The sequence below is a fragment of the Fulvivirga sp. AWR4_260 genome (assembly GCF_056158185.1).
Genome location: NZ_JBSWSU010000015.1, coordinates 3,563,732 through 3,576,886, shown reverse-complemented (window position 1 = coordinate 3,576,886; position 13,155 = coordinate 3,563,732). Strand labels below are relative to the sequence as shown.

The following is a 13,155-nucleotide window of genomic DNA, read 5'->3' as shown; positions in this document are numbered from 1 at the left end:
AAATTATAGTTGTATATTAAGATATAAAATCACTATATTTTGCTAAAAACTTATTTGATATAAAATAGAGATGATATGGTTTTAGTGTATGAAAATAATAAAGGGCAAGTACAATATGATGCGGATACAAAAATTTTATATACCCAATACGTAGGGTTGGCACACACCAATACCATTATTGATCTACTGGAGAAGGCACTCCCTTACTCTGAGTCGCACCCTATTCATCACATGATTGCCAATCTATCTAGCATGAAAGGTACATTTACGGGAGTGATGGATTTTTTTGAAAATCAGTTTTATCCAACTATGATCAACAACGGATTGAAAACCTATGCTATGGTGGTTTCTCCTGATGTGTTTACAAAATTTGCTGCCAGTTCATTACAAAAAACTGTAGGAGGTAAGTTAGACTGGCGCATGTTTCAAAGTTTTGAGGAGGCCGAAGCTTGGACTAAAGGAGTATAAGAGATTTTTATGTGCATAAAAAAAGCCACTCATTTTAAAAATGAGAGGCTTTTTGTTGTACCCAGAGCCGGAGTCGAACCGGCACGGCCGAAGCCATTGGTGTTTGAGACCAACGCGTCTACCAATTCCGCCATCTGGGCTTTTCATCTAGATCGTTTTCTAAATGGGATGCAAAGATGTTTAAAGATTTATTATAAAACAATAGTTATCGACCTTTTCCTTAAACATTTTTATTTAGTGCCTGTTGGTGTAATATGAAAGACTTCTTAAGTATACTCTTAATTATTCTTTCTGCATATATATTGACAGGAGGAATAGTTGTCAGTGGCATATTACACTTTTCATATCTTGAATTTTTGTTAATTGGTATTATAATCTCAACATTAGGTATTATTGGCTACTTGTTTCTTAACCCTAGCCGTTCTAAAAAAAAGGAAAGCTAGTCTATTGTTTTCATTAATCGATGCGAGAAAGCCAATGGTTTATCGTTAAATAATAATTTGGTGGCTTTCCATACCTCCTTAAAAAGCGCTGACTTTCTGTAATTTTCCAGTGCTTCATCATCTACCCAGTGACTGTATGTAGAAAATATATTTTCCTTATCATAATCCTGATGAAGTTCCAAATGTAGGCAGCCGTCAAAGTGCCGTATTTTTTCGCAATGCGAATTAAACAGTTCTCTAAACTGCTGTTCTGTACCTGGCGTAAAGCTCATTCTTACTATTCTTATCAACATATGCTATTCTTCAAAATTCACTAACACGGGACTGTCATAATCAAGACCAAGCAATTCGCTGGCAATACCTTGATTAATACCTATCTCTAAATACCCTTGATCATTAAAAATAATAAACACGTCACCCGCCTCCACACTGTTAATACTTGTGTGTACTCGTGGAGAAGATTCACGGCCAAAGTGAATCTTATAAGTTTTGTTTTTACTGAGTATATTAAAAGTAGTAAGGTCAATGTTGGTAATAAGATTACCAAAGTGATCCACGCGAATAACATGACCAGTAATTTGTCTCTTATTCGCTTTTAGGTGCCTTCCGAGCATTTTTTTGAAATGAATCAAAGGTTCACCCAAAGATTCTATAGAATGACCAGCGGCCAGCTTTGCGGCTGCGGGGGCAAAAACCTGCTTGGCAGGGAAAGTAGTTTCCACAGCATTTTCACCGGCATTTATATCTACCTGCGCGGTAGCTTCTTGTTCACTGATGAGGCCTAGCAAGCCATTATCAGTGCCTATGAAGTAATGCCCTTCTAATTCAATAGCTATATATTTATCTCCGGCCTGTCCTATAGAGTTTACAGAAACGATATGGATAGTGCCTTTAGGAAATTCGTTGTAAACCGCCTTTAAAACATAAGCTGCATGAGCTATGTCACATGCCGCTATTTGATGACTGATGTCTATGATAGTGGCGTCAGCGTTAGTAGTAAGAATTTTTGCTTTAACGGCCGCTACATAGTGATCACTTTCTCCAAGGTCAGATAAAAATGTGATTATCGGCATATAAGCAAATTGTATTTTAGTCGTAAAACAGTAGTTTTAAAAATGAATATATAATTAAATGTAAACCACCTGTTTTGAACGGCCATTGTTATTATGTATTTTTGTTTTGGGCAAAATTAACTAAAATTTGACCATTAAAAATTCGATTTAAAATTAATTAGCATTTGGTAGAAAAAGTCATTACGCTAGAAAACATTTCCCTGATAGATTTTTTGGGAGTACAGAACAAAAACATCACTGAAGTAGCTTCGGCATTCCCAAAAAGTAAAATTGTATCTAGAGGAAATGAAATCAGGATTAAAGGTAGCACTACCGAAATTTTGAAAATTAATGATATCCTGAATTCTCTTATAGCTCACTATCATAAATACGGAAAGGTAACTGAAGATAATGTGCAGACTTACCTTGCTCGTGAGGCAGAAGAAAAACTTCCTGATGAAGAAGAAGTGCTTGTATATGGTACTAGGGGCTTTACCATTAAACCTAAAACTCTAAACCAGCAAAAGCTTGTTTATGCGGTAAGAAATAATGATTTAGTTTTTGCCCTGGGGCCTGCGGGTACTGGTAAAACTTATATTTCTGTAGCCTTGGCAGTAAAGGCACTTAAAAACAAGCAGGTAAAGAAGATCATTATTACAAGACCTGCTGTAGAAGCTGGTGAAACTTTGGGTTTTTTACCTGGTGACCTTAAGGAGAAGTTAGATCCGTATTTAAGGCCTATTTATGATGCGCTTTTCGATATGGTACCTTCAGAAAAACTGAAGTATTATATGGAGAACAACATTATAGAAATAGCTCCTTTGGCATATATGCGTGGTAGAACATTAAATAATGCTTTCATCCTTTTAGATGAAGCGCAGAATACCACTGCCATGCAGATTAAAATGTTCTTAACCAGAATGGGGCCTAACTCTAAAGTGATCATTACTGGTGATACATCCCAAATTGATTTACCTAAAAAGCAGAAGTCGGGGCTTATAGAGGCTGCGAGAGTGTTGAAAGGCATCAAAGGTATAGGGTTCGTTACGCTAGATGGAAAAGATGTGGTAAGGCATAAAATTGTGAAGTCAATTATTGCTGCTTATGATCATTTTGAGAACAAATCTAAAGAGGGTGAAGGTGATAGTAAAGAAGGCGATAAGTCCTGAAGATCTTAAGGAAGTTTATCAAATCAGGCAAACGGTTTTTGTAGAAGAGCAAAAAGTGCCAAAAGAAGCTGAGTATGATCAGCATGAAGATGTTGCTCATCATTATTTGGTCTTATGTGATAATACTCCATGCGCTGCCGCAAGGTGGCGCACCACTGAAGAAGGAGTGAAGCTAGAGCGGTTTGCTGTGCTTAAAGCTTATAGAGGCAAAGGTGTGGCTAGTGAAATGGTAAAAGCAGTGTTGGCTGATATTAAAGCTAATGCTGAATTAAGAGGTAAAAAGGTTTACCTCAATTCACAGTTAAATGCCATACCACTTTATGCAAAGTTTAACTTTAAACCAGAGGGAGATCACTTTTTTGAATGTGATATCGAACATCAAAAGATGGTGTTAACCTAAAAATTAAAAGCCATCTTTCATTATAAAATAATAGCAGCATTGGTTAAATTATAATGTGCTGCGCTGGTTACCATATGCTTGTGTAAGGATTACCTTCTTCTTTATAGCAGGAATACTTCTAGGGGTGTATGTCAGGCCATTTTCTTATTTTCTGGCTATCAGTGCTGCTATTGTTACTACTTTTCTTTATTTGGTGATTTTTGCCATATTTAGAAAATCTATCTATTCTAAAAATCTATTCATTTCAATTGCGGGCTTTACTGCTATCTTCTTTCTTGGGGTTGGTAATGTGGTTATACATACCGATACATTAAAGGAAAATCATATTGTTAATGTAGAAGATACCATCACCTATTTTACTGCCGAGGTAGTTAGGCCTGCTGAAGAAAAGGACAAAACCAATCAGTATTTATTGAGGTTAAAAGCTTTTCAGGCGAGCAATCGTTGGTACCAAGGTGATGCGAAGCTGTTTTTATACATAGGCAAAGAGGAAAAGATTACTTATGGAGATTTGCTTTTAATTAAAGGGCAGCCTTACGCCATAGAGTCCCCGAGAAATCCGGGAGAATTTGACTATAAGCGCTTCTTGTCTTTTAAAAATATTACTCATCAGGTATTTATTAAACCAAATGACTATAAGCTCATTAGTAGGCATCATGGTTGGTTGATGCTTGAGCAGGCCTATGCTTTCAGGGCAGGTGCGGTAAATGTATTTGATAAATATTTGGAAAATGATGAGACGAAGGCAATAGCTATGGCACTCATTTTGGGCGTTAAAGACAGGCTAGCAGATGAGATGCAACAAGCCTATGCCGCTTCAGGCGCTATGCACGTACTGGCAGTTTCAGGGCTGCATGTAGGTGTAATTTATGCTATATTACTCTTCTTGTTGAAAGTGCTGAATAAGGTGAGGTATGGCCGGTGGATCCAAGCAGTTATAAGTTTAGTGGTGCTCTGGTGTTATGCTATGATCACTGGTTTTTCTCCTTCTGTTTTGCGAGCGGTTACTATGTTTAGTTTTATAGTTCTGGCCAAAGCATCTAATCGGCAAACTAATATTTACAATACCTTGGCTGCTTCGGCATTGATCTTACTTATATTCGATCCTTATCTTATAATGTCAGTTGGTTTTCAATTGTCATTTTTGGCTGTGATGGGTATCGTATATGTTCAGCCAAAAATATATAATTGGTTTGTACCGAGCAGTGTAATTGTTGATCGTGTGTGGGGTATTACCTCGGTAGCGTTAGCTGCTCAGTTGGCCACTTTTCCATTGAGCTTGCTTTATTTTCATCAGTTTCCTTCATATTTCTTTCTGTCCAATCTGGTGGTTATTCCAGGGGCTTTATTAACTCTATGTTCTGGTTTGCTCTTGCTAGCGGTGAGTTGGGTTGATGTGTTAGCGCAAGCTGTAGCTATAGCTATGGATGGGATTATTAACCTGATGAATTATGCAGTTTTCGCCTTTGAAAAATTGCCTTTTGCTCAGATATCAGACGTTTATATTAACCTATTGGAGGTATGGTTGATTATAGGTATAATTATAAGTTGGCTTCTATACTTTCAATTGTTAAAACTGCGGTTAATTTATTTAGGTGTTTCGCTAGCGTTAATTTTTGCATTTTATAGAATTGTAAATGTTTATATATCAGTAAGTAATGAAATTATTTTCTATAATGTGCCCAATCATACGGCTATAGATTTTATTTCTGAAGGAAAGTCTTTAATTTATACAGACCAAAGCTTGTCTAAAGATAGAGATAAGATACATTTTCATATTCAACCTAAGCACCTAAGAAAATTTGTCTCTGATGTTTATAATGTAAAGTCCAATGATAATGCATATAGGAAAGTTAATGCAGGACACTTATTTACGTTTGAAGGAAAGACAATATGGTTGTTGGATACAACCTTTGTATACGAATTAAATGCCCGCGTCAAGGTGAATTATCTTGTGTTAGCTGGGGATAATAAATTTCATCTCAGTAAAATGAATGATTTTCTTCATTTTGATCAGCTCATATTTGATGCCTCGATACCTAAATGGAGATTACAATTGTTAAAGCAGGAAGCAGATGAATTGCATTTGCCTTATTATGCATTGGCAGAAAAGGGAGCTTTAATTATAAAACCAGAATAACATGGAACTCGTACGTATAGAAATTAATAAACAAATAGGCACGATTACTTTAAATAGGCCTGAAAAGAGAAATGCATTAAATGGCGAGCTGGTTAGTGCTTTAAAAGATGCATTTACGCAGCTTGAAGCTTCTGATGAGGTGAAGATCATTATACTAAAAGGGGAAGGGAAGGCGTTTTGCGCGGGAGCTGATTTGGCCTACTTACAAGAGCTGCAAAACAATTCTTATGAAGAGAATTTGCAGGATTCTATGAGTTTGAAAGCTCTTTTTTATCAAATATATACACTTAAAAAGGTGGTGATAGCTCAAGTGCAAGGTCATGCCATTGCTGGTGGTTGTGGCTTGGCTACTGTTTGTGATTTTGCCTTTTCAGTGCCTCATGCCAAATTTGGGTATACTGAGGTTAGGATAGGCTTTGTGCCTGCTATAGTAAAGCTTTTTTTATTGAGAAAAATAGGCGAAGGTAAAGCCAAAGAATTGTTGCTTACTGGCGAGCTGATTACAGCAGAAAGGGCTGAAAAATATGGGTTAATCAATAGAGTGGTGTCTGAAGAAGACCTTTCTGCTTCTGTGTTAGATTTCGCTAATACGCTTATTAAGCAGAATAGCGCTACCTCCATGGGGATAACTAAAACTATGATTGCCGAAATACAAGGTATGAATATTGTTGATGGATTAAATTATGCGGCTGAAATGAATGCCAAGGCAAGAGAGCAAGAAGATTGCAAAAAGGGTATAGCCGCATTCTTAAATGAGGAGAAAATTATTTGGTGAATGGTCATATTACTTTATGTAAAATTTTCATATGAAACTTACATTTAGTTATTTTATGAATTAAACTATCGAAAAGCAGTAAATTATATTGTTGTATAAGTTCTATATAACCTAATCAAACGTAAATGAGAACAAGCTTACTTATTAACACAATCACAATGTGTATTTTTTTCTTTGTTTCTGGCACATTAGAGGTGAAGGCGCAGTACACAGGAGACACTTGGAGTCAAGTGCAGGCAGCAGGTAGCGGAACGGTGGCGTTGGCATATGTCGAAACCCCTGGCTTCGTTTATAAAGATAATTCAGGAAATCTTACAGGTATATGTGTCGATATTATGGGTGATTTCATCGCCTATGTAAACGCTAAAAAGGGAGTTCAGGTATCGGCCAAATTTGTAGGAACAGGTGAAAGTTTTCGAGGAATGTACAATTCTGTTAAAGCAAGTAATGGAGGTGTTTTTGGCTTAGGTAATATTACTATCACAGAGGCACGAAAGAAGGAGTTGAAATTTAGCCCTTCGTTTATTACTAACTTTGCTATTTTGGTGACGCAGCCTAGTGTGGCTACTTTGTCTTCGTTTTCTAATATCTCTACAACCTTTGCAGGTTTAACAGCATACACAGCTAAGGGTACTACTAACGCTAAGCGCTTATTAGATTTGAAATCAAAATATTATCCTGAAATGAATGTGGCTTATGTTACTTCTAGTGCAGAGACTGAAGAGAAGGTATTGGAAGATCCTAAATCATTCTCTTATCTAGATTTGGCTTTTTACTTAGACGCTGTACAGAAAGGGAAACCATTAAAAAGACATCCTATTGGAGATCAAACTTCTGAGAAATTTGGCTTTATAATGCCTTTGAGTAGTGACTGGCAGCCATTGATGGAAGAGTTTTTTGCTGCTGATGGAGGATATACCAACAGTGTAGCGTATAAAAAGATTTTGACTAAGCACTTGGGAGATACCGGTGTTAAACTTTTACAAACTGTACAATAGTAGAAATTTGTGAAAAAGAATCTTAAGCACCCTTTTAGGGTGCTTTTTTTTTGAATAACTTTCAAGCTACAGAAAAAAATAGGGATAATAATTTATGTCGGATTACTCAAAACTAGCGCATGATGTTCTTAAGCAATATTGGGGATATGATAGTTTTAGGCCTGTACAAGAAGATATTATTATTTCAGTATTAGAAGGCAAAGATACATTGGCCTTATTGCCTACAGGTGGAGGGAAATCGGTTTGTTTTCAGGTGCCAGCTATTCTTTTGGAGGGTGTTTGTATTGTAGTGACTCCATTAATTGCCTTGATGAAAGATCAGGTAGAGCAGTTAAATAAAAGAGGAGTGAAGGCGCAGGCCATCTATTCGGGCATGTCTTCGCGAGAGATTGATTTAAAACTCGATAATTGTGTATATGGTGATATAAAGTTTTTGTACGTATCACCTGAAAGGCTCCAAACGGATATTTTTCAAGAAAGGCTGAAGAAAATGACGGTGGGTCTTTTGGCTGTAGATGAAGCACATTGTATTTCGCAGTGGGGCTATGATTTTAGGCCTTCATATTTACATATAGCCGAAGTAAGGGCTTTAATACCAGAGGTAGCTGTCATTGCTCTTACGGCTACAGCTACACCAGAAGTACAAGAAGACATTCAGGAGAAGCTTGAGTTTAAAGCTCCGCTTATATATCAAAAGAGCTTTGCCAGAGATAATTTATCATATTCGGTAAGGCATGTAGAGGATAAAGAGCGCAAAATGCTTGAAGTGCTGAATAGGGTGCCCGGTACGGCCATTGTTTATACACGTACACGAAAGGGTACAAAAGAGCTTGCTCAGCTGCTGATGAGGCAGGGTATTTCTGCTGATTTCTACCATGCAGGGCTAACGCATGAACAGCGAACAGCCAAACAAGATGCTTGGATTAATAATAAGACAAGAGTAATAGTGTCTACTAATGCTTTTGGTATGGGTATCGATAAGCCCGATGTGCGTGTAGTTATTCATATGGAGATGCCACCAGATCTGGAGTCTTATTATCAAGAGGCGGGTAGAGGAGGACGAGATGAGAAAAAGGCCTTTGCGGTAGTGATTTATGAAAATGCAGACCTTACCGATCTAAGAGAAAAGGTGGCTAGGCAATACCCATCCATTGAGCTTATTAAAAGGGTATATCAATGCTTAGCCAATTACTATAAAATGGCTGTTGGTAGTGGCAATGGGCAGAGTTTTGATTTTGATATTCAAACTTTTGCAGATAACTACCAGCTCAATCATATGGATGTGTATTACTCTTTAAAGCAATTAGAGGATGCTGAATTGATTAGTTTTAACGAAAGCTTTTTTAATCCCTCACGAGTGCATATCAGGGTCGATAACCGAGCGTTATATGAGTTTCAAATCGCTAATGCTAAATTTGATTTATTCATAAAGGCTCTATTGAGAATCTATGGAGGTGAGCTATTTAGTAACTATGTCAAAATATCTGAGGTTCAGGTAGCTCAACTAATGGCTATAACAGAATCAGAAGTTCAGGCTATTTTAGAGCGTTTGGCTAGCTTTGAGCTGATCACCTACGATAAGAAGAAAGAGAAGCCTCAGATAGTATTTGTGGCTCCCAGACAAGATGCCTCGCGCCTTAAGATAGATAAGGTGAGGTTGGAAGCAAGAAAAGAAACGGCAGTAGCTAAAGCTGAAGCCATGATTGCCTATACTACCAACTCGTATTTATGCAGAACACAGCAGTTGTTGGATTATTTTGGAGAGACTTATGGAGAGTGTGGCATTTGCGATGTGTGTGTTAATAAAAAGCAGCATAAAGAAGATCATTCTAATGAGTACAGGACGCTTATTTTGCATGAAGTAAAGCTGGCGCCCGAAACCGTAGAGAAGTTGCTAGATAGGTTAACCCCTGCAGATAAGGAGGAGTTTTTAGAAATAGTAAGGATAATGGTAGATGCAGGTGAGTTGGTTTATGATGATAAATGGCGATTAATGATGCCATAAAAAAAGTGATTGACAAACAATGCTGTCAACCACTTTTCTATTCAATTATAAATAAATTGCTTTTAGTCGTTTAAAGCCTTTACTCCAGGAAGCTCTTTTCCTTCCATATATTCAAGTAAAGCGCCACCACCTGTAGATACATAAGATACTTTGTCTCCATATCCAAGGTTGTTGATGGCTGATGCAGAGTCTCCACCTCCAATTAAAGAGAACCCACCATTTTCTGTTGCAGTAACCACAGCTTCAGCTATACCTTCAGTACCCACAGCAAAGCTAGGGAATTCGAATACACCCATAGGGCCATTCCAAAGTACAGTTTTTGACTTAGCTACTGTTTCAGCGAATATTTTGATAGTATCAGGACCAATGTCAAGACCTTCCCAGTCGCTATCAATTTCTCCTGATTTCACCACTTTTTTGTTAGCATCATTACTGAAATCGTCAGCCTCTACAGTGTCAACAGGAAGAATTAAATTAACACCTTTGGCTTTAGCTTTTTCCATTAATTCTAAAGCTAATTCCATTTTATCAGCTTCTAATAATGACTTACCAATTTCACCACCTTGTGCTTTAGAAAAAGTATATGACATACCACCACCAATAATTAGGTTGTCAACTTTGTCTAATAACTTCTCTATGATTAAAATCTTATCTGAGATTTTAGCACCACCCATGATAGCCGTGAATGGTCTCTCAGGGGCATTTAATATTTTCTCAGCGTTGTTTAACTCAGCTGACATTACATAACCACTAACTTTCTCATCGAAGAATTGAGCTACAATACTTGTAGATGCATGAGCTCTGTGAGCAGTACCAAATGCATCGTTTACATAGATGTCACCAAGCTTAGAAAGCTCTTTAGCAAAACCTTCGTCACCTTTAGTTTCTTCGTTGTGGAAACGTAAGTTTTCTAACAATAAAATCTCTCCTGGCTGTAGAGCTGCAGCTTTTTCTTCGGCTTCAGCACCAATGCAGTCATTTGCAAACTTTACTTCCTTGCCAAATCTTTCAGAAAGCTCATTTACGATGTGTTTTAAAGAGTATTTTTCTTCAGGAGCTCCTTTAGGTCTACCCAAGTGAGACATAAGAATAGCACTACCACCGTCTTTAAGAATTTTTTCAATAGTAGGTACAGCAGCCTTAATTCTTGTAAGGTCTGTTATCTCAAACTTATCATTTAAAGGAACGTTAAAATCAACCCTTACTAGGGCTTTTTTTCCGCTAAAATTAATATCGTCAATTGTTTTCATATCGCTGGTTTATTTGCAGGCCTAAATATCACTAATTATCGGCTAAAGTGCATATTAGGTATATGTTTTTTTATTGTTTCTAGTAGTTAACGCGTTGCGGTACGGTTTATTGGGCTAATTTATATACATTCTACATAAAATAGCTATTTTTCGGCTGCAGCTCGCTTTAATCGGTCGTTTATGGCTAATCCTAGTCCTTGTGGTGGAGCCAATTCTGCATAAATGGTTTGTACCTCTGGCTGGTCCATAGCCCTTAATGCGCTAAATAAATGCTGGGCAGCAGAATTTATGCTGCCGTCTTTCGATAAAATGAAATTTCTGCTTGCATCAATGTCGGGCATAGGAGAGGAGAAGGTAATAGCCGCATCACCAGTTTTCTTGTTGTATGCTTTTAGTTCGTCATAAGAGCCTAGAATGACCTTCTTTCCAGGGGAGTAATGAGCCTCTAGCATGCCCGGAGCCTTAGGGTTGGAACTGCTATGTGCTTGTATTTCTACAGGGCCAATCAGCTTTTCAATAGTTTCTTTTGGTATACCTCCCAGTCTGTGAATAATAGGTGTTTCACCATCAAAACCAACAATGGTGGATTCTAGCCCCACTTGGCATGGGCCTCCGTCTAGTATGTATGATATTTTGCTACCTAGTTGTGCGTCTACATGCTGTGCAGTAGTAGGACTTACATAGCCAAAAGGGTTGGCGCTAGGTGCTACCAAAGGAAAATCTAATGCTTGTAATAACTGCTGGGTTAATGGCTGCTGAGGAATGCGAATAGCCACTGTATCAAGGCCAGATGTAACTATATCCGGAATGACTGATTTCCTCGGCAGTAGAAGTGTTAAGGGGCCTGGCCAAATGGCTTCAGCCAATACTAAGGCTTTTTCAGGAATGCTAATTACTAGCTCTTTAACTTTATCGATAGCATAGGTATGGACTATAAGTGGGTCAAAAGCAGGCCTGTTTTTGGTTTCAAAAACTTTGGTAGCAGCAAGCGTGTCAAATGCATTGGCTGCTAAGCCATAAACGGTTTCTGTAGGCATGCCCACTAGTTCTCCTGCCTCTAATATTGCTTTTGCTTTTTGTATGTCTTTACCTATTTCAGCCATCTTAAGAAGATTAAATAAATGCAAAAGTATCATTTTTGCATTGATGTGAACTAGCGCGGTAATTTATATATTTATGAAAATTTAAAATCAACATATATTCATGAGTACTAAAACCAGATCAACCTTAAAGATAATTTCAGTATTGCTAATAGTATTATGGGTACTAATGGCCAAGAGTATCATTATAGTGCCAATGCTGGTCCCTTATATGTTTTACATGGTAATTGTAAGCTTTATTCTGCTTTTTGTGGCTAGTAAGTAGGAAGGTTTTTTTGAAAATATCGCAACATTAAGAAATCGTTTTCGTTCTTAAAATAGTCCAAGCACAAGAACGAATTCACATTGTCTTGATAGAACCTAGATTTCTATCATGGTTTTTTAGTGTTATACAGTTAATTTTAAGGTTGAGAAAGGATCCTGATATTATTTCAGGATCTTTTCTTTTATATATCTACTGTTAAAGTGTCTTTTCTACTAGCCTAAGTACACTTTCAGAATCAGAATAGTTTTTCACCTCTTCAATAGGTACCCATTTCAAGGCCTTAGATTCACTATTAATAAGTAACGGTTCTTTTTCATCAGCTTCAAATAAAAACCGCACATCGTAATGGAGGTGTTCAGCCTCATTTTTTCTGGCAGGTATGGTATGAATATCAATGTCAAAAATGTCTTCATTTTTAAGTTTGATACTCTTCAATCCTGATTCTTCCTGCGCCTCTTTTAGAGCAACAGCTACAATATCTGGATCACCATCGGCATGCCCTCCGGGCTGAAGCCATTTATCTAGCTTAGCGTGATGCATCATTAGCGCTTTGTTGCCTTCAGCATTTATAATCCATGCAGAACCTGTGATATGGCCAATGGCTAATGTTCTTTCGAAGCAGTCTGTGTTGTTGTTAATAAAGTCTAAAAACAAAGCCCTGAATTCTTTTTCGGCTTTGAATTCAGGGCTGTAGTTGTTAAGTTTTTTTAAGATACTTTCTCTATGCATTATTCAATTATAAGTGTAATCTTATTCATTTTGCCGTCTTCTAAGGTGTCCGTTTGTACTCCGGCTCCTACATTGTTTTTGTCTCCTTTTACGGCATTTACGAAGTAAACTTTTGGTTCTAATTCTTTAAATCTTACTTCGCCTTTTTTGTTCGTAACTTGTACATCGCTTACAGGATTTGTCTCCGCTCTATAATCTTCTTCTGTAGCATATAGCTGTACGCTTACTCCCTCTTCAATGTTACCTAATTCGTTAAGTACTTTTATTTTCAAAGATGTTTGAAAAAGCTGAGGGTAAGTAAAAGACCAAAGTCCAATGGCTAGAGTTGCTAAAATAGCTATTTTAATATTTTTCATGTTTG

13 protein-coding genes and 1 tRNA gene are annotated in these 13,155 nt (G+C 37.3%); 7 read left to right on the top strand and 7 right to left on the bottom strand.

Going from position 1 to position 13,155, the window contains the following annotated elements:
* Positions 1-75: 75 nt before the first annotated feature.
* Positions 76-468, top strand: coding sequence for a hypothetical protein (locus ACXACQ_RS21315; protein WP_474978025.1), 393 nt, complete (start codon positions 76-78; stop codon positions 466-468).
* Positions 469-526: 58 nt separating this feature from the next.
* Here the strand turns inward: ACXACQ_RS21315 and ACXACQ_RS21310 are convergent.
* The 3 genes from ACXACQ_RS21310 to ACXACQ_RS21300 all read right to left on the bottom strand — a co-directional run bounded on the left by ACXACQ_RS21310 (position 527) and on the right by ACXACQ_RS21300 (position 1,984).
* Positions 527-608: transfer RNA gene (locus tag ACXACQ_RS21310), tRNA-Leu, on the bottom strand.
* Positions 609-907: 299 nt separating this feature from the next.
* The gene (locus ACXACQ_RS21305) at positions 908-1,204 is read right to left on the bottom strand and encodes a putative quinol monooxygenase (protein ID WP_474978024.1); all 297 of its coding nucleotides are present in this window, start codon (positions 1,202-1,204) and stop codon (positions 908-910) included.
* Between the two features lie 3 nt (positions 1,205-1,207).
* Positions 1,208-1,984, bottom strand: a complete 777-nt coding sequence (locus ACXACQ_RS21300; protein WP_474978023.1) for an SAM hydrolase/SAM-dependent halogenase family protein — start codon at positions 1,982-1,984, stop codon at positions 1,208-1,210.
* Between the two features lie 164 nt (positions 1,985-2,148).
* On the opposite strand from ACXACQ_RS21300, the gene ACXACQ_RS21295 reads away from it, so the two are divergent.
* The 6 genes from ACXACQ_RS21295 (at position 2,149) to ACXACQ_RS21270 (ending at position 9,450) form a co-directional block, all read left to right on the top strand.
* Positions 2,149-3,132: a PhoH family protein gene (locus tag ACXACQ_RS21295; protein ID WP_474978022.1), complete on the top strand. Its 984-nt coding sequence runs from the start codon at positions 2,149-2,151 to the stop codon at positions 3,130-3,132.
* The gene (locus tag ACXACQ_RS21290; RefSeq protein ID WP_474978021.1) at positions 3,104-3,532 is read left to right on the top strand and encodes a GNAT family N-acetyltransferase; all 429 of its coding nucleotides are present in this window, start codon (positions 3,104-3,106) and stop codon (positions 3,530-3,532) included. The genes ACXACQ_RS21295 and ACXACQ_RS21290 overlap by 29 nt, the downstream gene beginning before the upstream one ends.
* Before the next feature lie 55 nt (positions 3,533-3,587).
* The gene (locus ACXACQ_RS21285; RefSeq protein WP_474978020.1) at positions 3,588-5,672 is read left to right on the top strand and encodes a ComEC/Rec2 family competence protein; all 2,085 of its coding nucleotides are present in this window, start codon (positions 3,588-3,590) and stop codon (positions 5,670-5,672) included.
* Position 5,673: 1 nt separating this feature from the next.
* Positions 5,674-6,447, top strand: a complete 774-nt coding sequence (locus tag ACXACQ_RS21280; protein ID WP_474978019.1) for an enoyl-CoA hydratase/isomerase family protein — start codon at positions 5,674-5,676, stop codon at positions 6,445-6,447.
* A gap of 158 nt (positions 6,448-6,605) precedes the next feature.
* On the top strand, positions 6,606-7,445 hold the full coding sequence (locus ACXACQ_RS21275; protein WP_474978018.1) for a substrate-binding periplasmic protein: 840 nt from the start codon (positions 6,606-6,608) through the stop codon (positions 7,443-7,445).
* A 94-nt stretch (positions 7,446-7,539) separates the two neighbouring features.
* The gene (locus tag ACXACQ_RS21270; protein WP_474978017.1) at positions 7,540-9,450 is read left to right on the top strand and encodes a RecQ family ATP-dependent DNA helicase; all 1,911 of its coding nucleotides are present in this window, start codon (positions 7,540-7,542) and stop codon (positions 9,448-9,450) included.
* A gap of 62 nt (positions 9,451-9,512) precedes the next feature.
* On the opposite strand, the gene ACXACQ_RS21265 is transcribed toward ACXACQ_RS21270, so the two are convergent.
* The 4 genes from ACXACQ_RS21265 to ACXACQ_RS21250 all read right to left on the bottom strand — a co-directional run bounded on the left by ACXACQ_RS21265 (position 9,513) and on the right by ACXACQ_RS21250 (position 13,150).
* Positions 9,513-10,700 (bottom strand): phosphoglycerate kinase, encoded by a 1,188-nt coding sequence (locus tag ACXACQ_RS21265; protein ID WP_474978016.1) that lies wholly within the window; start codon positions 10,698-10,700, stop codon positions 9,513-9,515.
* 143 nt (positions 10,701-10,843) lie between these two features.
* A complete protein-coding gene (locus ACXACQ_RS21260; RefSeq protein WP_474978015.1) occupies positions 10,844-11,803 on the bottom strand; it encodes an L-threonylcarbamoyladenylate synthase in 960 nt (319 codons plus the stop codon).
* A 457-nt stretch (positions 11,804-12,260) separates the two neighbouring features.
* The gene (locus ACXACQ_RS21255) at positions 12,261-12,794 is read right to left on the bottom strand and encodes an NUDIX hydrolase (protein WP_474978014.1); all 534 of its coding nucleotides are present in this window, start codon (positions 12,792-12,794) and stop codon (positions 12,261-12,263) included.
* Positions 12,794-13,150, bottom strand: coding sequence for a carboxypeptidase regulatory-like domain-containing protein (locus ACXACQ_RS21250; protein WP_474978013.1), 357 nt, complete (start codon positions 13,148-13,150; stop codon positions 12,794-12,796). The genes ACXACQ_RS21255 and ACXACQ_RS21250 overlap by 1 nt, the downstream gene beginning before the upstream one ends.
* Positions 13,151-13,155 lie beyond the last annotated feature (5 nt).